Here is an 18,283-nt window from a genome sequence, read left to right on the forward strand (position 1 = left end):
GATGCCTAAAGTGCTATTGAGCGGCCACGAATGGCGCAGGAGTCCGGACATGTCGTCAGGCGGCCACGCATGCCGTCAGGCGTCCGCAGCTTCCTCGAGGGCTTCCTCCGCCGCCACCCACGGAGCACCCGGAACGACCAACGGCGTGCCCGTCACCGGATCCGGCACCACCACCGACTCCAGCCCGAACACCTCCCGCACCAGCTCCGCCGTCACCACCTCCCCGGGCGCGCCCTGCGCCACCACCCGGCCGTCCCGCATCGCCACCAGGTGATCGGCGTACCGGGCGGCCTGGTTGAGGTCGTGCAGCACGGCGACGACCGTCCGGCCGCGCTCGACGTTCAGCCGGCGCACCAGGTCCAGCACCTCCACCTGGTGGGCGATGTCCAGGTAGGTGGTCGGCTCGTCCAGCAGCAGGATGTCCGTGCCCTGGGCGAGCGCCATCGCGATCCAGGCGCGCTGGCGCTGCCCGCCCGACAGCTCGTCCATGCTGCGCTCGGCCAGCTCCGCCGTGGAGGTGCGCTCCAGCGCCTCCGCGACCGCCGCCTCGTCCTCCGCCGACCACTGCTGCCACCAGCTCTGGTGCGGCTGGCGGCCCCGGGAGACCAGGTCCGCCACCGAGATGCCCTCCGGGGCGGTCGGCGACTGCGGCAGCAGGCCGAGCCGCTGGGCGATCCGCTTGGTGGGGATCCGCGCCAGCTCCAGCCCGTCGAGCAGCACGGCGCCCCGGACGGGCCTCAGCAGCCGGCCGAGGGCGCGCAGCAGCGTCGACTTGCCGCAGGCGTTCGGGCCGACGATCACCGTCACCCGGCCGTCGGGGATGCGGACGTCGAGGCCCTCGACGACCGTGCGCGCCTCGTAGGCCAGGGTGAGGCCCCGGGCCTCCAGGCGGTGCGTCCTCGGGGTCATCAGGAACCTCCACGGCGGATGGGGGTACCCCCGAACGGAGTTTGGGGGAGGATGAGCAGCCACATCAGGTACGGCGCGCCGACCATGCCGGTCACCACGCCCACCGGCAGCTCGGTCGGGGCGAGCAGACGCCGGGCGATCAGGTCGGCGAGCACCACGACGAGCGCGCCGGTCAGCGCCGAGCAGAACAGCGGGATCTGCGCCGAACGGGCCAGCCGCAGTGCGATCTGCGGGGCCATCAGCGCGACGAAGTCCACCGGCCCGGCGGCGCCGGCCGCGCAGGAGGCCAGCACGATGCCCAGCAGTGCCATGCCCAGCCGGATCCGGTCCAGCCGCAGGCCGAGGCCGACGGCGGTGGCGTCGTCGAAGGAGATCGACCGCTGGGCACGCGCCGCCCACAGCGCCACCGGCAGGGCCGCCAGCAGCACCCAGGCCAGCCGGCCGGCCTGGTCGTAGCCGGAGCCGTTCAGACTGCCGGTCATCCAGACCTTGGCGGCCTGTGCCTGGAAGCCGTCGCCCTTGGTGAGGAAGACCGAGGTGAGGGAGGACAGCGCCACGCTGATCCCGATGCCGATCAGCACGAAGCGCTGCGCGTGCAGCCCGCGCCGCCAGGCCAGCGCGTACACCAGCAGTCCGGCCACCAGCCCGCCGCCGACCGCCGCGTACGGCGCCTGCCCGGTGGAGCCGACCACCCCGTACGCCATCAGCCCGACGACGGTCGCGGTCGCACCCCAGGTCACGCCCACCACATCGGGGCTGGCCAGCGGATTGCGGGCGACGGTCTGGACCAGCGCCCCGGCCAGCCCGAGCGCCGCCCCGACCAGCAGCCCGACCACCACCCGCGGCAGCCGGAACTCCCCGACCACCAGCTCGTCGGGGCTCGGCCGACCGAGCACCACCTTGACCACCTCGCCGGGCGAGACGGTCGACTCGCCGAGGCAGAGCGAGGCGACGACGGTCGCGGCGAGCACGACGAGCAGCCCGACGGCGGCGGCCGCGGAGCGCCGGTGGAGGAGGAGGGACGCCCGCCCGGCCCGCACCACGGAGTACCCGCGCAGGGACACCGACGTCATGCCGCCACCACCTTCCTGCGCCGGACCAGTGCCACCAGCACCGGCACTCCGACCAGTGCCGTCATCACGCCGGCCGGGACCTCCGACGGCGGGAAGAGCACCCGGCCGAAGGTGTCGGCGAGCAGCAGCAGGGCCGGGCCGAGGACGGCGGAGAAGGCGAGGATCCAGCGGTGGTCGGCGCCGGCGACGGCGCGGGCGGCGTGCGGGACGGCGAGGCCGACGAAGGCGATCGGGCCGGCCGCGGCCACCGCGGAACCGGTCAGGACGGTGGCACCGAGGGCGCCGACCGCGCGGACCAGGCCGGTCTTGGCGCCCAGGCCCTTGGCGGTGTCCTCGCCGAGCGCCAGCGCGTCCAGGCCGCGGGCCACCGCGACCACCAGCAGGGTGCCGACCGCGAGGAACGGCAGCAGCTGCCGGGCGACGTCCGCCGTGCGCCCGGAGAGCGAGCCGACGTGCCAGAAACGGAACTGGTCCATGGTGGCCGCGTCCGTGGTCAGCACCAGGGCGTTGAGCGAGGCGATGAAGGCGGACATCGCCGAGCCGGCCAGCGCCAGCTTGATCGGGGTCGCCCCGCCCCGGCCGCGCCCGGCGAGGCCGTAGACCAGCACGGTGGCGATCACCGCGCCGGCGAAGCCGAACCACACGTACCCGGTGAGGGTGGAGACGCCGAAGCCGGAGATGGCGACCACCACGCCCGCCGCCGCGCCCTGGGAGACGCCCAGGATGCCCGGGTCGGCGATCGGGTTGCGGGTCAGGCCCTGCATCACGGCCCCGGCCAGGCCGAGCGCCGCGCCGACGGCCAGCCCGACGACCGTCCGCGGCAGCCGCAGCTCCCGGATCACCACGGCGTCGGCGCTGTCGCCGCCGTGCAGCAGCGCGTGGAGCGTCCCGGAGAACGGGATGGTGCGGCTGCCGACCGCCAGGCTCAGCAGTACCGCGACGGCCAGCGCGGCCAGCGAGGCGGCGAGCCACAGTGCTCGGCGGCGGGGTGCGCGCCGCGTTCCCGGTGGTGCGGTGGTGTGTGGTGCGGTGGTGTCGGTCATGAGCCCTCTCCGCAGACAACTCAGGTAAACCTAAGTTCCGTCCGGAAGCCGGGGCAAATTCCTTCGTCGCCCTCGGTGCCCGTTGGATAGCCTGGCGGCATGCCCGTGATCCCCACCGCCCCGCTCACCGTCGGTTTCGACCTCGACATGACGCTGCTGGACACCCGTCCGGGTATTCGCGCGACCTACGAGGCGCTCTCCGCCGAGACCGGAACGTACATCGACGCCGACCTGGTGGTCACCCGGCTCGGCCCGCCGCTGTTGAACGAGATCCGCAACTGGTTCCCGGAGGACGAGGTGGAGCGGGTCGTCGCCCGCTACCGCGAGCTGTACCGGGACCTCGCCTTCGCCCCGACCGTGCCCCTCCCGGGCGCGCACGCCGCCGTCGAGGCGGTCCGCGCCCACGGCGGCCGGGTCGCGGTGATCACCGGCAAGTACGAGCCGAACGCCCACCTCCACCTGGAGCACGCCGGGATGGCGGCGGACATCGTGATCGGCGACCTCTGGGCGGAGACCAAGGGCGAGGCGCTGCGCGCGCACGGCGCGAGCATCTACGTCGGCGACCACCTCGGCGACATCCGGGGCGCCCGGCACGCGGAGGCGGTCGCGGTCGGCGTGGCCACCGGCCCGTACGGCGCGGACGAGCTGCGCGAGGCCGGGGCGGACGTGGTGCTCGCGGACCTCACCGGCTTCCCGGAGTGGCTCGACCGGCACCTCGGGGCGAACTAGGCGGGCTGCCGGGGCTCCACCCGGCGGCGCTGCGCCCGGGCGTTCAGGAACAGCCCGGTCAGCGCGGACAGGAAGGCGGCCGGCATCAGCATGCTCAGCCAGTACATCGCCGTCGGCAGCGGCGTCAGGTGCAGGAACAGCGGGACGAAGGTGACCATGGTGGCGAGCGCGCCGAAGGCGAAGACGACCGTCCCGGCCTTGACGTACACGTCGCCGGGGTCGGCGCTCTGGCTGCTCACGACTGCTCACTCCTCCGGGGCTGCGCTGGGTGCCCCCAGTCTGGCAGAGCGGCCGCCGGGGCGGCCCACCGGAGCGGGTCGGTCACGTTGCGCAGTTTCCCGGCAGCGATGCGTTTTGATCCCTGCTGGGCGGGGGTATGCAGGGGGTGCCGAGGGGCGCTGCAGGTGCGTCCCGTGTCCTCAGACCCGGGGGTGTGAGCCGATGGACTGTGCCGAGAAGCGTCCCGGCCGTGCCAGTACCGGGTCGCCCGTGGCCGCGAGATCCCCGCGCTCCCGTCGCCCCGGGCGGGCCTCGGAACGCGACTCCTTCGCGGAACGCGGATGAGGCAGTGACGGGCCGTTAGTCTGCTCCCGACGACGCGCTGACCGTGAGCGCCCATGGGCGTCGAGCCGAGGTCGGCCGTCCTTTTTCCCACACCACCCAGTGATCCCCGGCCAGGGCCGGGATCCCTCACACCCATTCGAGGACTGTTCGAGATGCCCACCGGCCAGGTCAAGTGGTTCAACGAGACGAAGGGCTTCGGCTTCCTGTCGCGCGACGACGGTGACGACGTCTTCGTCCACACCAAGGCGCTGCCCGCCGGTGTCACCGTGCTGAAGCCGGGCCAGCGGGTCGAGTTCGGCGTGGTCGCCGGCCATCGCGGGGACCAGGCGATGGCCGTGCAGCTGCTGGAGGCGCTGCCGTCGGTGGCCGCCGCCCAGCGCAGGAGCGCCGACGACATGGCGCCGATCGTCCAGGACCTGATCACCACCCTGGACGCGGTGCTGCCAGGCCTCCAGCGCGGTCGCTACCCGGCCAAGCCCACCGGCCAGAAGCTGGCCGGCCTGCTGCGCGCGGTGGCCGACCAGTTCGACGTCTGAGGCGCCCCGGCGCCCTCGCGTTCGGGTGCCCTGGAGTCCCTGGAGTCCGGGGCTACCCGAACGCGAGCGCACCCGGGTCGAGCGGGGGCACCAGCCCCTCCGCGGCGGCCCGGGTGAGCAGCGCGCGGACGGCCTCGTAGCCCTCCTCGCCGAGGTCGGCGGTGAACTCGTTCACGTACAGCCCGATGTGCTGGTCGGCGACCGCCGGGTCCATCTCCTGGGCGTGCGCCAGCACGTACTCGCGGCTGGCCGCCGGCTCCGCCCACGCTTGGCGGACGGAGGCGCGGATCGTGTCGGCGAGGGCGCGCAGCCGCTCGGCGCCCAGTGAGCGCTTGGCGACGATCGCGCCGAGCGGGATCGGCAGGCCGGTCCGCTCCTCCCAGGCCTCGCCCATGTCGGCCAGGCTGTGCAGGCCGTACTGCTGGTAGGTGAAGCGGGCCTCGTGGATCACCAGGCCGGCGTCCACCCGGCCGTCCCGGACGGCGGGCATGATCTCGTGGAACGGCAGCACGACGATCTCGCCGAAGCCGCCCGGTACCGCCTCGGCCGCCCAGAGCCGGAACAGCAGGTAGGCGGTGGAGCGCTCGGACGGCACCGCCACCGTCTTCCCGGCGAGCTCCGCGGGCGAGCCCACGCCCGGCAGGGTGAGCACCAGCGGGCCGCAGCCGCGCCCGAGCGCGCCGCCGCAGGGCAGCAGGGCGTACTCCTCCAGGACCCAGGGCAGCGCGCCGTAGCTGATCTTCAGCACGTCCAGCTCGCCGCGCTCGGCCAGGCCGTTGGTGATGTCGATGTCGGCGAAGGTCACCTCGGGGACGTCCGCCCCGGGCACCAGGCCGTGCGCCCAGGCGTGGAAGACGAAGGTGTCGTTCGGGCAGGGCGAGTACGCGATGCTCAGCCGTTCAGCCACGGCCGGCCTCCTCGATCAGTTCGGCGACGGGCAGCGCGGCGAAGGCCCGCTCCAGGGCGGCCAAGGCCTCGCCGATCCGCCAGGCGGCCCGGTCGCGCGGGCCCACCGGGTTGGACACGGTCCGCAGTTCGAAGGCCGGCACGCCGTACCAGGCGGCGGCCTCGGCCACGCCGAAGCCCTCCATCGCCTCGGCGGCGGCGCCCGGATGCCGGGCGGCCAGCTCGTCGGCCCGCCCGGCGCTGCCGGTCACGGTGGAGACGGTCAGCACCGGGCCGGCCACGACGTCGATGCCCTGGGCGTCCAGCGCCCGGGCGGCCAGCGCCACGGCGGCCGGGGCAGGGGTGTGCCGGGTGGTGCCGAAGCCCAGCTCGGTGACGGCGGCGAAGCCCTCGGGAGTCTCGGCACCGAGGTCGGCGGCCACGATCGCGTCGGCCACCACGGTGGCGCCGACCGGGGCGTGCGGGGCGAAACCGCCGGCGATCCCGGCCGAGGCGACCAGCCCGTACGGACCGGCGGCCAGCGCGGCGGAGGCGCCCGCCGCAGCGGCGCCCGGGCCGACCCCGGCGGCCAGCACGTCCACCGGAGCACCGTGCGCCCGGTGCAGCACACCCCCCTGCAGCGGCAGGGCGGCGGCCCCGCCGGGCAGGCCGCGCAGGACGGCCTCGGCCTCGGCGGGCACCGCGACGACGACGAGCAGCCGGGCCCGCCCGGGGCCCGACCGCTCGGGGTGCGCGTCGGTGACGTGCGCGCTCATCGCAGGATCGTCAGCTGGTCTGGGTGTTCAGCTGGAAGTACCAGACGGCGATCGGGTTGTCCGAGTTCTTGTCGCCCTCGACCACGGTGACCACGGTCTTGCCGCTGGCGTTCAGCGCCTTGCTGGCCTGCTGGGTGCCGGAGAAGGTCGGGCCCTGGGCGTACGAGAACAGGCTGTAGCGGCCGCCCTGGCTGGTCGAGCCGCCGTTGGTGAAGGCCCACCAGCCGGACTTGGCCACGTTCGGGCTGACGCCGACGCCGAGCCGGTCGCTCGCCGTCACGTCGCGGGTCGGCAGGGTGCCGTTCTTCAGCGCCTCGGCGGCGTCGTCCTGGCACTTCTGCTGCATGTCCTCGGTGATCGGGCTGCCGCCGTTCCAGCACAGCGGGTCAGCGGTGATCGAGGAGTTGCCGACCGTCAGGGTGGCACGGTGGGAGTTGTGCTCGGTCTGGCCGGCGGCGATCGCGACGGAGGTGCCCACCGTGGCGGCGCCGACCACAACGACGGCGCCGATGGCGGCGATGGCACGGGCATTGAGGCTCATGCGTCAGAATCTACCGGGCCGGGCCGATCACGCTACGCGGGGGTCGGCCACCGCGTGTTGCCCCACCGCCGGATTCAGGCCACCCGTGGCGCGGCCGGGTGCCGCCACCGGCCCAGCCGCAGCAGCGAGTGGACCGTCCACAGCAGCACCAGACCGACCACCGCGGCCGCGATCGACAGGCCCAGCACCCCGTTCAGCGGCAGCAGGATGCCGACCCCGCCGCCCGCCACCCAGCACAACTGCATCAGGGTCTCCGAACGGGCGAACGCCGAGGTCCGCACCGCCTCCGGGACGTCCCGCTGGATCAGCGCGTCCAGCGCCAGCTTGCCCAGCGAGGCCGCCATCCCGGCCAGGCCCGCGACCAGAACCACCGTCACCACGCCGTACCAGAGCGCGGCCGCCGCCGTCACACAGGCCGCCAGCAGCAGCATCGCGGTGACCGTCGCCTCCGGGCCCCGGGTGCGCAGCCAGGAGCCCAGCACCGAGCCCAGCGCGTTGCCGACCCCGGCCGCCAGCGCCACCAGGCCCAGCGCCACGGTCGGCCGCAGGCCGCCGATCGGGTCGGTGCGCAGCAGGAAGGCCAGGAAGAACACCAGGAAGCCGACCAGCCAGCGCATCGCCGCCATCGCCCGCAGCGCCAGCACCACCGAGGGGCCGACGGTGCGCAGCGAGGCCTTCACCTTCGGCGGCTTGTGGTGGATCAGGTGCGAGCCCTCGCCGTGCACCTCGGCGTGCAGGACGGCCCGCTGCTCGCCCTTCGCCGAGTCGACCTCGTGCGGCAGGTGGAAGGCCATCAGGGTGCCGATCACGAACACCAGGAAGGCGCCGCGCAGCGGCCAGCTCGGCCCGATCAGGTGCAGCAGCCCGCCCACCGCGGCCGCCACGCCGGTGGCCAGCAGCCCGGCCAGGGTGACCCGGGAGTTCGCCTTCACCAGGGACAGCCGGCTCGGCAGCAGCCGGGGCACCACGACGCTGCGCACCACCCCGTACGCCTTGGACGCCACCAGCACGCCCAGCGCCTCCGGGTAGAGCGCGATACCGCCGCCGGAGATCACCCCGGCCATCGTCCAGGCCAGCGCGGCCCGGGCCAGCATCGACATCGCCATGGCCGCCCGGCGGCCGTGCGGGATCCGGTCCAGCAGCGGGCCGATCACCGGGGCCAGCAGGGCGAACGGGGCCATGGTGATCAGCAGGTAGAGGGCGACCCGGCCGCGGGCCTGGCCGGTGGGGACGGAGAAGAAGATGGTGGAGGCCAGCGCGATGGTGATCAGCATGTCGCCGAAGGAGTTCAGCGCGTGCAGCTCGATCAGCTTGGCGAGGCCGGACTCGCCGGCGCCCTCGGCGGAGGTGGCCCGGCGGATCCGGCGGCCGGTGCCGTGCACCAGCTTGCCGACGCGGATGCCGGTGGCGGAGGCGATGCGGACCAGGAAGTGGCGGCGGGGCTCGGGGAGCTCCTCGTCCAGGTCGTCGTCGAGGGTGGGGAGGTGACGGGTGCGGGCGTCGTCCGGAACGTCCTGCTTCTCCAGGCTGACCCGGGCGGTGGGCGCCTCGGCACCGTCCTCCGACCGCGGTTCGCCCGCAGCGGGAACAGGAGGTCGGTGTCGCGGCACGGCGTCCGCCTCGCCGGGGCTGACGGCCGGCGAGGGGCGCAGTGCGTGCTGCGACGGGTTGTCGTCCGCCACAAGGCCATCCTGCCCCAGATTCGCCGTGGCGACGCGGGATTCCGGTCCGCTCGGCGCGGTCGCGGAACGCTCGGCTCCGCCCCGGACTGTGCCGGGGTGCCGACCGGCGGGTAGCCTGCCCAAGGTCCGCTCGCCGGGGCGCCGGGCGCCGGCAGGCCGGTCGAGCGGCGCGGTCGGTACCCGCGGCGGCCCCGGGTCGCGCAGAATGGACGAGGGACTACCGAGCCGCGACGGAACAGGCAACACGCCGTGGGTGACAGAAGAACTGGGAGAGAATCGACGCCGTGAGTGCTGCGATGCGAAGCCGTACCCCCGACCGGCTCTGTGCCGAGGCCGTCGAACTCGCCCGTCAGGCTGCCGAGGAGGCCGTCGGACCCGAGGCGGTCGGCCCGCACCTGGGCGTCCAGGCGGACGCCGACCGCGTCGTCACCCACAGCTTCGACTGCCTGGACGCCGCCTACCGCGGCTGGCACTGGGCGGTCACCGTGGCGCGGGCGCCGCGGGCCAAGAACGTCACCCTCGACGAGGTCGTGCTGCTGCCCGGCCCCGACGCCGTGCTGGCCCCGGAGTGGGTGCCGTGGAGCGAGCGGCTGCGCCCGGGCGACATGGGCCCCGGCGACCTGCTGCCCACCGGCGCCGACGACGCGCGGCTGGAGCCCGGCTGGAGCGGCGAGGACGAGCCCGCGCCGAACTCCGCGGTCGCCGCCCTCGCGGCGGAGGAGGACGTGGTCGTCACCGACCCGCACGTCCAGCTCGCCCCGGCCCGCGCCCAGATCAACGCCGTCGCCGAGGAACTCGGCATGGGCCGCAGCCGGGTGCTCTCCCGGCTCGGGCTGCACCTGGCCGCCGACCGCTGGGAGAAGTCCCACGGCCCGCAGACCCCGATGGCCCAGGCGGCGCCCGCCGCGTGCGGCAGCTGCGGCTTCCTGATCCCGATCGGCGGCTCGCTCGGGCAGGCCTTCGGCGTGTGCGGCAACGAGTTCGGCCCGGCCGACGGGCAGATCGTCTCCTTCGCGTACGGCTGCGGCGGGCACTCCGAGGCGGCCGTCATCCCGGCCCCGCCGGCGCCGTCCGAGCTGATCCTGGACGAGCTGGTGGTCGAGCCGCTGCAGCTCCACCCGGACCGCGCCTCCGGCTCGGTCGAGCCGGACGCCCCGGCGGAGGAGCTCGGCCACTCCTGAGCCGGCACTGCCCTGAGCCCGGGCGTTCCTGAGCCCGCGTCGCTCGACGGCCCGTCCCACCGAACCGGCGGGACGGGCCGCGGCGTTCCCGGGCATCCCCCGTGCCGCGGGCGACCGGCCCCCTCCGCGCCCCGGCCTGCCGACCTGGGACGCCCCCGGCTCACGGCCGTTGGCCTGCGGATCTTCCGGGTACGGGCGCAGTCGGGCCGGGCCGTGGTCGGGAGTAGTCGGTGGGGCAGGGAAGAATGCCTCTACGACGTACAGGGCGGCGGAAGGCGGCAGGTCCAGTGGAACCTCGGATCATCGGCAGCGGCACGGACGAGCACCTCGCGGACCCGTTCGGGAGCGCCGCGCTGCGGCGCCGGGTGCTGGACGCCTGGGCCGCTTCGCCGGCCCGGTTCCGGGAGGACGCCAACGCCGAGGAGGAGCTGGCGCTCGGCGGCTACCGCGACCGCCTGGTCGTCGAGTTGGCGCAGAACGCGGCCGACGCGGCGGTGCGGGCCGGGCGCGGCCCCGGGCGGCTGCGGCTGACCCTGGCCGACGGCGTGCTGGCCGCCGCCAACACCGGCGCCCCGCTGGACGCGGCCGCCGTCGAGTCGCTGTCCACCCTGCGCGCCTCCTCCAAGCGCGGTGAGGAGCCCGCCGTCGGCCGGTTCGGCGTCGGCTTCGCCGCCGTCCTCGCCGTCACCGACGAGCCCGCCGTGCTGGGCGCCGCGGGCGGGGTGCGCTGGTCGCTCGGCGAGGCCCGGGCGCTGGCCGCGGCGCAGCCCGCGCTGACCGACGAGCTGCGCCGCCGGGACGGCCACGTGCCACTGCTGCGGCTGCCGTTCGCGGCCGAGGGTCCGGCTCCCGAGGGCTACGACACCGTGGTGGTGCTGCCGCTGCGGGACGTCGCCGCCGAGGACCTGACCCGCCGGCTGCTGGCCGGCATCGACGACGCGCTGCTGCTCACCCTGCCCGGCCTGGCCGAGGTGGTGGTGGAGACCCCGGACGGCACCCGGACGCTCACCCGCAGCGCCGCCGAGCCGCGCCCGGACGGCGTCACCGAGGTCACCGTCACCGACGACGCGGGCGGGCTGCCGCGGCGGACGGTCTGGCAGACCGTCGGCGCCTCCGGCCGGCTGGACGCCGAGCTGCTCGCCGACCGGCCCACCGAGGAGCGCACCCGCCCGTACTGGACGGTGACCTGGGCCGTCCCGGTCGCCGAGGACGGCGCCCCGCAGCGGCCCGCGATCGAGCCGGTGCTGCACGCGCCCACCCCCAGCGACGAGCCGATCGGCCTGCCCGCGCTGCTGATCGCCTCCTACCCGCTGGACTCCACCCGTCGGCACCTCGCCCCCGGCCCGCTCGCCGACTTCCTCACCGAGCGCGCCGCCGACAGCTACGCCGAGCTGCTGCGCGCCCGCGGCGCCGACCTGGGCTCACTCGGCCTGGTGCCGGGCCCGCTCGGGCAGGGCGCGCTGGACAACGCGCTGCGCGCGGCCGTGCTGTCCCGGCTGCCCGGCACGCCGTTCCTGCCCCACCCCGGCGTCGTCGAGGAGGGCACGCCCGCGCTGCGGCCCCGGGACGCGACGCTGCTGGAGGGCGCGGACGGCTCGGTGGTCGAGGCGCTGGCGCCGATCTTCCCCGGGCTGCTGCCGGCCGGGCTGGAGCGCCGCACCGAGCTGCGGGTGCTGAACGTGCGCCGGGTGCCGCTGGCCGAGGTGGTCGACCAGCTCGGCGGCCTGGACCGCGACCCGGCCTGGTGGCGCAACCTGTACGCGGCGCTCGGCGCGGCCGACCCGGAGGCGCTCGGCGCGCTGCCCGTGCCGCTCGCGGACGGGCGGACCGTCACCGGTCCCCGGCGGGTGCTGCTGCCCTCCGAGGACGCCGACTGGGCGGCCTTCCCCGGCTACCCCGAGACGCTGGCCGGGGCGCTCGCCGCGCTCGACCTGCGGCTGGCCCACCCGGAGGCCGCCCACCCGCTGCTGGCCAAGCTCGGCGCCGGCACCGCCACGCCCGCCGGGGTGCTGGACACCCCCGAGGTGCGGGCCGCCGTCGCCCGCTCGTACGAGCTGGCCGAGGACGACCTGGACGCCGCGCTCGAACTGGCCGACGCCGTCCTGGCCCTGGTGAAGGCCGCCGCCCCGGCGCCCGACGAGCACCCGTGGCTGGCCCGGCTGGCGCTGCTGGACGACGAGGGCGAGCCCGCCCGCGCGGGCGAACTCGTGCTGCCCGGCAGCCCGTTCGCCGCCCTCGCCCGCGAGGAGGACGCCGGCTGGGTGGACGACGAGATGCTGGAGCGCTGGGGCCCCGAGGTGCTCACGGCCGTCGGCGTGCTGGCCGACTTCGTGCTGGTGCGCGCCGAGGACGTGGTGCTCGACCCGGACGACCTGGAGCGCCTCGACCCGACCGCGCCGGCCGACCGGGCGGCCGGCGGTCACCCCACCGGCCTGCTGGACGAGGCGCCGGACGGGCTCGCCGACTGGGCCGAGGACGCCCTGGAGGCGCTGCACGCGGACGAGGTGGTCGGCGTGCCGCCGGTGGCCGCCGAGCTGCTGGCCGTGCGCGACCTCGACCTGGTGGACGACGACGCCTGGCCCGAGGCGCTGGCCGCGCTCGCCCGCCCGCCGTACCGGGAGGCCGTGGTCAACCCGGCGCGCACCCTGCTGCCGGACGGCTCCTACGCCGACCTGCCGCCGTACACCGCCTGGTGGCTGCGCGACCACCCGGTGCTGGGCGGCCGCGAGCCCGCCGGACTGCGCGCCGCCGGGGCCGACCCGCTGCTGCGCGGCCTGTACGACGAGGCGCGCACCACCCTGGACGAGCAGTTCCTGCACGCGCTCGGGGTGCGCACGACGCTGGCCGCGCTGCTCGCCGAGACCCACGGCCCGGACGAGGTGCTGGACCGGCTCACCGACCCGGACGCCGAGGTCGGGCACCGCCAACTGCACGGCATCCACAGCGCGTTGGCCCGGGTCGAGCGTGAGCGGATCGAACCGCTGGACGTGGTGCGGGCGCTGCCGCCGCTGGATCCGGACACCGGGCGCCGCCCGGACCGCACGGTGGTGGTGGACGCCACCGAGGCGGTCGTCGCCGACGCCCCCGACCTGGTCCAGCTCCTGCACCCGTACCCGCTGCTGCCGGTCGCCCCGGCGCTCGCCGCGGACCTCGCCGAGCGGCTGCACGTGTCGCTGGCCAGCGAGGTGGCCGGCGGCCGGGTGCTCTCCGAGGGCGTGCTGCACCGGGTGCCGGCCGTGGTGCGGGAGCTGCTGCCCGGCTGCCCGGTCGCCTACGAGGAGCACGAGGAGCTCCTGGTGGTCGGCCCGGACGGCGGGGAGGCCGCGGTGGACTGGCGTTGGGACCCGGAGGCGGACGCCCCGGAGCCGCCGTACGATCCGGAGCTGGCCGAAGCCGCCGACGAGGACGACGAGTTCGAGATCCCGCCGGTGCCCGGACTGCTGCACGCGGCCACCCCGGAGGGCCTGGCGGCCGGGCTCGCCTGGTCGGTCGGGCAGTGGCACCGGCGCTTCGAGGTGCTGGCCGCGCTCAGCGAGCCGGACCGGGCGTACGAGCTGTCCGCGGCCCGCGACTTCGAGGGCTGAGTCTCAGCCGTTGCGCGGCTTGAGCCGCAGGTAGACGGTGGTGGTGACGGTCAGCCAGACCGCGCCGAGCGTCACCATCGCCGCTGCCTTCAGTGCGGGCGTGGGCCTGACCGCCAGGCCGACGCCCGCCATCGCCAGCGCCGTCAGCCCGGCCGCCAGCAGCCCGCCCAGGAAGGCGATGAACGCCTCCAACTCCCCACCCCTGCGCGCCATTCGGCACCCCCTTTCAGGGAGATGCTAAGCGCAGGGGCGGTCATTCCATGCCGCGACGCTTCATCCAGCGCCAGGCGGACTCCAGCGCCACGCCGCAGATCAGCGCGATGCCGACGCCCGTCCACGGGTCGCGCCCGTTGACCAGGGAGAGCTCGAAGAAGTCGGACAGCGCCGGGACCAGCAGGACCAGGGCGAACGCGCCGCCCATGGTGGCGATCAGCAGCAGCCGCCACCAGTTGTACGGACGGGCGACGATGGCGAGCACCCAGATGGCGATCAGGAAGAGCGTCAGGGTGGCCACGCTGGTGTCGCCCTTGAGGTCGGTCGCGTGGTCGGAGCGGGCCAGCGCGTAGGCGACGAAGGTGCCGGTGCCGGCGATGACGCCGCCGGGGATCGCCAGCCGCAGGACGCGCTTCACGAAGCCGGTGCGGGCCCGCTCGTTGTTGGGGGCCAGGGCCAGGAAGAAGGCCGGCACGCCGATGGTGAGGGTGGACAGCACGGTGGAGTGCCGGGGCAGGAACGGGTACGGCGAGTGGGTGAAGATCACCAGCAGCGCCAGCAGCACCGAGTAGACCGTCTTCACCAGGAACAGCCCGGCGACCCGCTCGATGTTGCCGATCACCCGGCGGCCCTCGGCGACCACCGAGGGCATGGTCGCGAAGGAGTCGTTGAGCAGCACGATCTGGGCGACCGCCTTGGTGGCGTCCGAGCCGGTGCCCATCGCCACGCCGATGTCGGCGTCCTTGAGCGCGAGCACGTCGTTGACGCCGTCGCCGGTCATCGCCACGGTGTGGCCGCGGGACTGCAGCGCCCCGACCAGCTGGCGCTTCTGCTGCGGGCTGACCCGGCCGAAGACGCTGGTCCGGTCGGCCGTCTCGGCGAGCTGCTCGGGGTCCTCCGGCAGGGTGCGGGCGTCCAGCGGGCGGTCCGCGCCGGGCAGGCCGAGGTGGCCGGCCACCGCGCCGACCGAGACCGCCGCGTCCCCGGAGATCACCTTGGCCCGGACGTTCTGGCTCTCGAAGTAGCGCAGGGTGTCGGCGGCGTCCGCGCGCAGCCGCTGCTGGAGCACCACCAGGGCGAGCGGGGTGAGGTCGGCCGCCGGGTCGGGGGAGTCCAGCGGGACGGGCGTACGGCCGAGCAGCAGCACCCGCAGGCCCTGGGCGCCCAGCTCGTCCACCTCGGCGAGCGCCGGGTGCCCGGCGGGCAGCAGCACGTCGGGGGCGCCGAGCAGCCAGCTGGCCTCGCCGCCCTGCGGCTCCAGCAGCTGGACGCCGCTCCACTTGCGGGCGGAGGAGAACGGCATCGCCTCGATCACCCGCCAGCCGTTGCCGCCCGGGCCCCCGCCGTCGCCCCGCCCGTACGCGTCGATCACGGCCTGCATGGACGGGTTGGGGCGGGCGTCGGCGCAGGCCATCACGGCGAGCGCGTGCTTGATGGCGTCCGGCTCGACCGGGGCGGGCTCGCCGTTGGAGATCACCCGCAGGTCGATCACGTCCATGCCGCCCTCGGTGAGGGTGCCGGTCTTGTCCAGGCAGACGGTGTCCACCCGGGCCAGGCCCTCGATCGCCGGGAGCTCCTGGACCAGGCACTGCTTGCGGCCGAGCCGGATCACGCCGATCGCGAAGGCCACCGAGGTCAGCAGCACCAGGCCCTCGGGGACCATCGGCACGATGCCGGCCACCATCCGGCGGACGGCCTCGCGCCAGTCCCGGCCCTCGACGGCCAGCTGGCTGATGATCAGGCCGAGCGCGGTGGGGATCAGCAGGTAGGTGATGAACCGCAGGATGCTGTTGATGCCGCTGCGCAGCTCCGACTTCACCAGGGTGAACTTGCTGGCCTCCTCGGCCAGCTGGGCCGCGTAGGCCTCGCGGCCGACCTTGGTGGCGGTGAAGGCGCCCGCGCCGGCCACCACGAAGCTGCCGGACATCACCTGGTCGCCGGGCTGTTTGAGGACCGGGTCGGGTTCGCCGGTGAGCAGCGACTCGTCGATCTCCAGGCCGTCCGCCTCGGTGACGTCGCCGTCCACGATCACCTTGTCGCCGATGCCGAGCAGCACGGTGTCGTCGAGGACGATCCCGGAGACGGCGACCTGCTGGACGGCGCCGTCCCGGCGGACCTGGGGGCGGGCCTCGCCGATCAGCGCCAGGCTGTCCAGGGTCTTCTTGGCGCGCAGTTCCTGGAAGATGCCGATCGCCGTGTTGGCCACGATGACCAGGCCGAACAGGCCGTCCTGGATGGGGCCGACGACCAGGATGATCCCGAACATGACGCCGATGATCGCGTTGAACCGGGTGAAGACGTTGGCCCGGACGATCTCCTTGGCGGACCGGCTGGACCGCACCGGGACGTCGTTGACCTGGCCGTTCGCGACACGTTCGGCCACCTCGGCGGTGGTCAGTCCGCCGCGCCGCCCGGGCAGCAGCCCGAGGGGGTGCGCGCCGTCGGGGTGGTTTCCGTCGGGCGGCTGCTCTTCCGGGGGTTGGGCAGGCTCCGTCATGGCACCGACTCTACGGGTGCCTTATGTCCGATGCGTGTTACTAAAGGACTATTAGTCCGACTGGGCGGCCGGGCCGGTGTTGCCGCCGGTGTTGCCGTCGGTGCCCGTGCCGCCGCCGGTGCCGTCGCCGTCGGCCTCGCGCAGGGCGGCCTCGGCGGCGCGGCTGCGGGCGATCGCGTCCCGGCGGGCGCGGCAGTACCAGAGGCCGATCAGGCCGAGCAGGCCGCCGGAGAGGCAGATCCAGGGCCAGCTGCCGTGCTTGTGGTCGGAGAGGGTGCCTTGGAAGGGGAGCAGGACGAGGAAGGCGACGAACCACAGCACCGTGCCGCCGCCGACGATGGCGACGTCGTTGGCCTCCAGCGGAGGGGGCGAGGGGTGCGGCGGCGTCTTGGGCATGGGGCCTAGCGTACGGTGCGGCGGGGGCGCGGCGGGGCCCCTGGGGGCGCTCCGGGACTCCCTGCGGGCTCTACGCGCGAAGATAGCGCGTGTGCGATCCGGAAACCATACTTAAAGGTCCACGCCCGGCCACCGTCGCCACGGGCGGTCCCCCCTCTCCTCAGCACCCCCACAGAGGACGCCCAGCCATGCCAGTGGTCCAGCCGACCACCGAGTCGCCCGAACCCGCCGACGTCGCGCCCCAGCCCCCCACGGGCGCACTGGACCGCTACTTCCGGATCAGCGAGCGCGGCTCCACCCTGCCGCGCGAGATCCGCGGCGGTGTCGCCACCTTCTTCACCATGGCGTACATCCTGGTGCTGAACCCGATCATCCTGGCCAGCGCCACGGACATGACCGGGGCCCACCTGAACAGCGCCCAGCTGGTCACCGCCACCGCGCTCACCGCGGGTCTCACCACCCTGCTGATGGGCGTGGTCGGCAACGTGCCGATCGGCCTGGCGGCCGGCCTCGGCGTCAACACCATCGTGGCGCTGCAGCTCGCGCCCAAGATGACCTGGCCGGACGCCATGGGCATGGTGGTGCTGGCCGGCTTCGCGATCATGCTGCTGGTCGCCACCGGCCTGCGCGAGCGGGTCATGAACGCCGTCCCGCTCGGCCTGCGCAAGGCGATCGCGATCGGTATCGGCCTGTTCATCGGCCTGGTCGGCCTGGTCGACTCCGGCTTCGTCACCCGCATCCCGGACATCGCCCACACCACCGTCCCGCTGCAGCTCGGCGGCAACGGCCACCTGCTCGGATGGCCGGTGCTGGTCTTCGTCTTCGGCCTGGTGCTCACCCTGATCCTGGTGATCCGCAAGGTGCCCGGCGCGATCCTGATCAGCATCGCGAGCTCCACCGTGCTCGCCGTGGTGATCGACAAGGTGGTCGACATCCCGGCACTCAAGTGGGGCCTCACCGTCCCGACCTGGCCCGGCAACCCGGTGGCCGCCCCGGACTTCGGCCTGGTCGGCAAGGTCAGCCTGTTCGGCGGCTTCGAGAAGGTCGGCGTGCTCACCGGCCTGCTGTTCGTCTTCACCGTGCTGATGTCCTGCTTCTTCGACGCGATGGGCACCATCCTCGGCGTCGCCGACGAGGCCCACCTGCTGGACCGCAACGGCGACCTGCCGGGCATCAACAAGGTCCTGATGGTCGACGGCATCGCCACCGCGGCCGGCGGCGCCACCTCCGCCTCCGCCAACACCTGCTTCGTCGAGTCCACCGCCGGCGTCGGCGAGGGCGCCCGGACCGGCTTCGCCTCGATCGTCACCGGCCTGCTCTTCATGGTGGCGCTCTTCCTCACCCCGCTGGCCACCATGGTCCCGGCCCAGGCCGCCACCCCGGCGCTGGTCACGGTCGGCTTCCTGATCCTGGCGAACTCCGTCAAGGAGATCGACTGGGCCGACTACTCCATCGCGATCCCGGCCTTCCTGACCATCGTGATGATGCCGTTCACCTACTCGATCACCAACGGCATCGGCTTCGGCTTCATCGCCTTCTGCATCCTGCGCGTGGCCGCCGGCCGCGGCCGCAGCGTTCCGGCCCCGCTGTACGCGGTGGCGGCGGTGTTCGCCTTCTACTACCTGATGCCGGCCTTCGGCCTGCTCTGACGGCCGTACGGCCCGCTCCGCGGCC

General features: G+C 74.6%; 16 protein-coding genes. 5 read left to right on the top strand and 11 right to left on the bottom strand.

Annotated features, from left to right (window positions below):
* Positions 1–75: 75 nt before the first annotated feature.
* The 3 genes from ACGF12_RS23660 to ACGF12_RS23670 are packed head-to-tail and all read right to left on the bottom strand — an operon-like array spanning position 76 to position 3,025.
* On the bottom strand, positions 76–909 hold the full coding sequence (locus ACGF12_RS23660; RefSeq protein WP_393033428.1) for an ABC transporter ATP-binding protein: 834 nt from the start codon (positions 907–909) through the stop codon (positions 76–78).
* Positions 909–1,982 (bottom strand): FecCD family ABC transporter permease, encoded by a 1,074-nt coding sequence (locus ACGF12_RS23665; RefSeq protein ID WP_393033431.1) that lies wholly within the window; start codon positions 1,980–1,982, stop codon positions 909–911. Before ACGF12_RS23665 ends, ACGF12_RS23660 begins: the two co-directional genes overlap by 1 nt.
* Complete coding sequence (locus tag ACGF12_RS23670) at positions 1,979–3,025, bottom strand: FecCD family ABC transporter permease (protein WP_393033434.1); 1,047 nt, start codon at positions 3,023–3,025, stop codon at positions 1,979–1,981. The genes ACGF12_RS23665 and ACGF12_RS23670 overlap by 4 nt, the downstream gene beginning before the upstream one ends.
* 99 nt (positions 3,026–3,124) lie before the next feature.
* Between ACGF12_RS23670 and ACGF12_RS23675 the strand changes: the two genes are divergently transcribed.
* Complete coding sequence (locus ACGF12_RS23675; RefSeq protein ID WP_393033437.1) at positions 3,125–3,754, top strand: HAD family hydrolase; 630 nt, start codon at positions 3,125–3,127, stop codon at positions 3,752–3,754.
* Here the strand turns inward: ACGF12_RS23675 and ACGF12_RS23680 are convergent.
* Positions 3,751–3,993: a hypothetical protein gene (locus ACGF12_RS23680; protein ID WP_393033440.1), complete on the bottom strand. Its 243-nt coding sequence runs from the start codon at positions 3,991–3,993 to the stop codon at positions 3,751–3,753. The genes ACGF12_RS23675 and ACGF12_RS23680 overlap by 4 nt on opposite strands.
* Positions 3,994–4,470: 477 nt before the next feature.
* On the opposite strand from ACGF12_RS23680, the gene ACGF12_RS23685 reads away from it, so the two are divergent.
* Positions 4,471–4,854 carry a cold-shock protein gene (locus ACGF12_RS23685; protein WP_393033443.1) on the top strand — a complete coding sequence of 128 codons (384 nt, stop codon included), beginning with the start codon at positions 4,471–4,473 and terminating at the stop codon, positions 4,852–4,854.
* Positions 4,855–4,906: 52 nt separating this feature from the next.
* On the opposite strand, the gene ACGF12_RS23690 is transcribed toward ACGF12_RS23685, so the two are convergent.
* From ACGF12_RS23690 to ACGF12_RS23705, 4 genes are all read right to left on the bottom strand, one after another.
* Entirely contained in the window at positions 4,907–5,761 is an 855-nt protein-coding gene (locus ACGF12_RS23690; protein ID WP_393033446.1) for a 1,4-dihydroxy-6-naphthoate synthase, read from the bottom strand.
* Positions 5,754–6,515 (bottom strand): futalosine hydrolase, encoded by a 762-nt coding sequence (locus ACGF12_RS23695; RefSeq protein WP_393033449.1) that lies wholly within the window; start codon positions 6,513–6,515, stop codon positions 5,754–5,756. Before ACGF12_RS23695 ends, ACGF12_RS23690 begins: the two co-directional genes overlap by 8 nt.
* A 10-nt stretch (positions 6,516–6,525) precedes the next feature.
* Positions 6,526–7,056, bottom strand: a complete 531-nt coding sequence (locus ACGF12_RS23700) for a hypothetical protein (RefSeq protein ID WP_393033452.1) — start codon at positions 7,054–7,056, stop codon at positions 6,526–6,528.
* Positions 7,057–7,130: 74 nt separating this feature from the next.
* On the bottom strand, positions 7,131–8,474 hold the full coding sequence (locus ACGF12_RS23705) for an MFS transporter (protein ID WP_393033555.1): 1,344 nt from the start codon (positions 8,472–8,474) through the stop codon (positions 7,131–7,133).
* A gap of 560 nt (positions 8,475–9,034) precedes the next feature.
* Here ACGF12_RS23705 and ACGF12_RS23710 point away from each other — a divergent pair.
* Together ACGF12_RS23710 and ACGF12_RS23715 are read left to right on the top strand one after the other, a co-directional pair.
* A complete protein-coding gene (locus tag ACGF12_RS23710) occupies positions 9,035–9,919 on the top strand; it encodes a DUF3027 domain-containing protein (RefSeq protein ID WP_393033558.1) in 885 nt (294 codons plus the stop codon).
* A 287-nt stretch (positions 9,920–10,206) separates the two neighbouring features.
* Complete coding sequence (locus tag ACGF12_RS23715; protein WP_393033455.1) at positions 10,207–13,503, top strand: sacsin N-terminal ATP-binding-like domain-containing protein; 3,297 nt, start codon at positions 10,207–10,209, stop codon at positions 13,501–13,503.
* Positions 13,504–13,506: 3 nt separating this feature from the next.
* Here the strand turns inward: ACGF12_RS23715 and ACGF12_RS23720 are convergent, their stop codons facing one another.
* From ACGF12_RS23720 to ACGF12_RS23730, 3 genes are read right to left on the bottom strand one after another with little or no spacing between them, the layout of a single operon-like run.
* Positions 13,507–13,716: a hypothetical protein gene (locus ACGF12_RS23720; RefSeq protein WP_387617775.1), complete on the bottom strand. Its 210-nt coding sequence runs from the start codon at positions 13,714–13,716 to the stop codon at positions 13,507–13,509.
* Between the two features lie 40 nt (positions 13,717–13,756).
* Positions 13,757–16,213 carry an HAD-IC family P-type ATPase gene (locus ACGF12_RS23725; protein ID WP_393033458.1) on the bottom strand — a complete coding sequence of 819 codons (2,457 nt, stop codon included), beginning with the start codon at positions 16,211–16,213 and terminating at the stop codon, positions 13,757–13,759.
* A 51-nt stretch (positions 16,214–16,264) separates the two neighbouring features.
* Positions 16,265–16,609: a DUF2530 domain-containing protein gene (locus ACGF12_RS23730; protein ID WP_393033461.1), complete on the bottom strand. Its 345-nt coding sequence runs from the start codon at positions 16,607–16,609 to the stop codon at positions 16,265–16,267.
* A gap of 188 nt (positions 16,610–16,797) precedes the next feature.
* Between ACGF12_RS23730 and ACGF12_RS23735 the strand changes: the two genes are divergently transcribed.
* On the top strand, positions 16,798–18,258 hold the full coding sequence (locus ACGF12_RS23735; protein WP_393033464.1) for an NCS2 family permease: 1,461 nt from the start codon (positions 16,798–16,800) through the stop codon (positions 18,256–18,258).
* Positions 18,259–18,283: the final 25 nt, after the last annotated feature.

Origin of the sequence: Kitasatospora sp. NPDC048296 (assembly GCF_043201815.1) — a bacterium.
In the GTDB taxonomy this organism is placed as follows: Bacteria; Actinomycetota; Actinomycetes; order Streptomycetales; family Streptomycetaceae; genus Kitasatospora.

What these genes read in the sequence shown, in the direction of transcription:
- ACGF12_RS23685 (WP_393033443.1), top strand. Translation starts at nt 4,471, where the DNA reads ATGCCCACCGGCCAGGTCAAGTGGTTCAACGAGACGAAGGGCTTCGGC.
- ACGF12_RS23735 (WP_393033464.1), top strand. Translation starts at nt 16,798, where the DNA reads ATGCCAGTGGTCCAGCCGACCACCGAGTCGCCCGAACCCGCCGACGTC.
- ACGF12_RS23670 (WP_393033434.1), bottom strand. Translation starts at nt 3,025, where the DNA reads ATGACCGACACCACCGCACCACACACCACCGCACCACCGGGAACGCGG.
- ACGF12_RS23660 (WP_393033428.1), bottom strand. Translation starts at nt 909, where the DNA reads ATGACCCCGAGGACGCACCGCCTGGAGGCCCGGGGCCTCACCCTGGCC.
- ACGF12_RS23720 (WP_387617775.1), bottom strand. Translation starts at nt 13,716, where the DNA reads ATGGCGCGCAGGGGTGGGGAGTTGGAGGCGTTCATCGCCTTCCTGGGC.
- ACGF12_RS23665 (WP_393033431.1), bottom strand. Translation starts at nt 1,982, where the DNA reads ATGACGTCGGTGTCCCTGCGCGGGTACTCCGTGGTGCGGGCCGGGCGG.
- ACGF12_RS23725 (WP_393033458.1), bottom strand. Translation starts at nt 16,213, where the DNA reads ATGACGGAGCCTGCCCAACCCCCGGAAGAGCAGCCGCCCGACGGAAAC.
- ACGF12_RS23675 (WP_393033437.1), top strand. Translation starts at nt 3,125, where the DNA reads ATGCCCGTGATCCCCACCGCCCCGCTCACCGTCGGTTTCGACCTCGAC.
- ACGF12_RS23695 (WP_393033449.1), bottom strand. Translation starts at nt 6,515, where the DNA reads ATGAGCGCGCACGTCACCGACGCGCACCCCGAGCGGTCGGGCCCCGGG.
- ACGF12_RS23730 (WP_393033461.1), bottom strand. Translation starts at nt 16,609, where the DNA reads ATGCCCAAGACGCCGCCGCACCCCTCGCCCCCTCCGCTGGAGGCCAAC.
- ACGF12_RS23700 (WP_393033452.1), bottom strand. Translation starts at nt 7,056, where the DNA reads ATGAGCCTCAATGCCCGTGCCATCGCCGCCATCGGCGCCGTCGTTGTG.
- ACGF12_RS23710 (WP_393033558.1), top strand. Translation starts at nt 9,035, where the DNA reads ATGCGAAGCCGTACCCCCGACCGGCTCTGTGCCGAGGCCGTCGAACTC.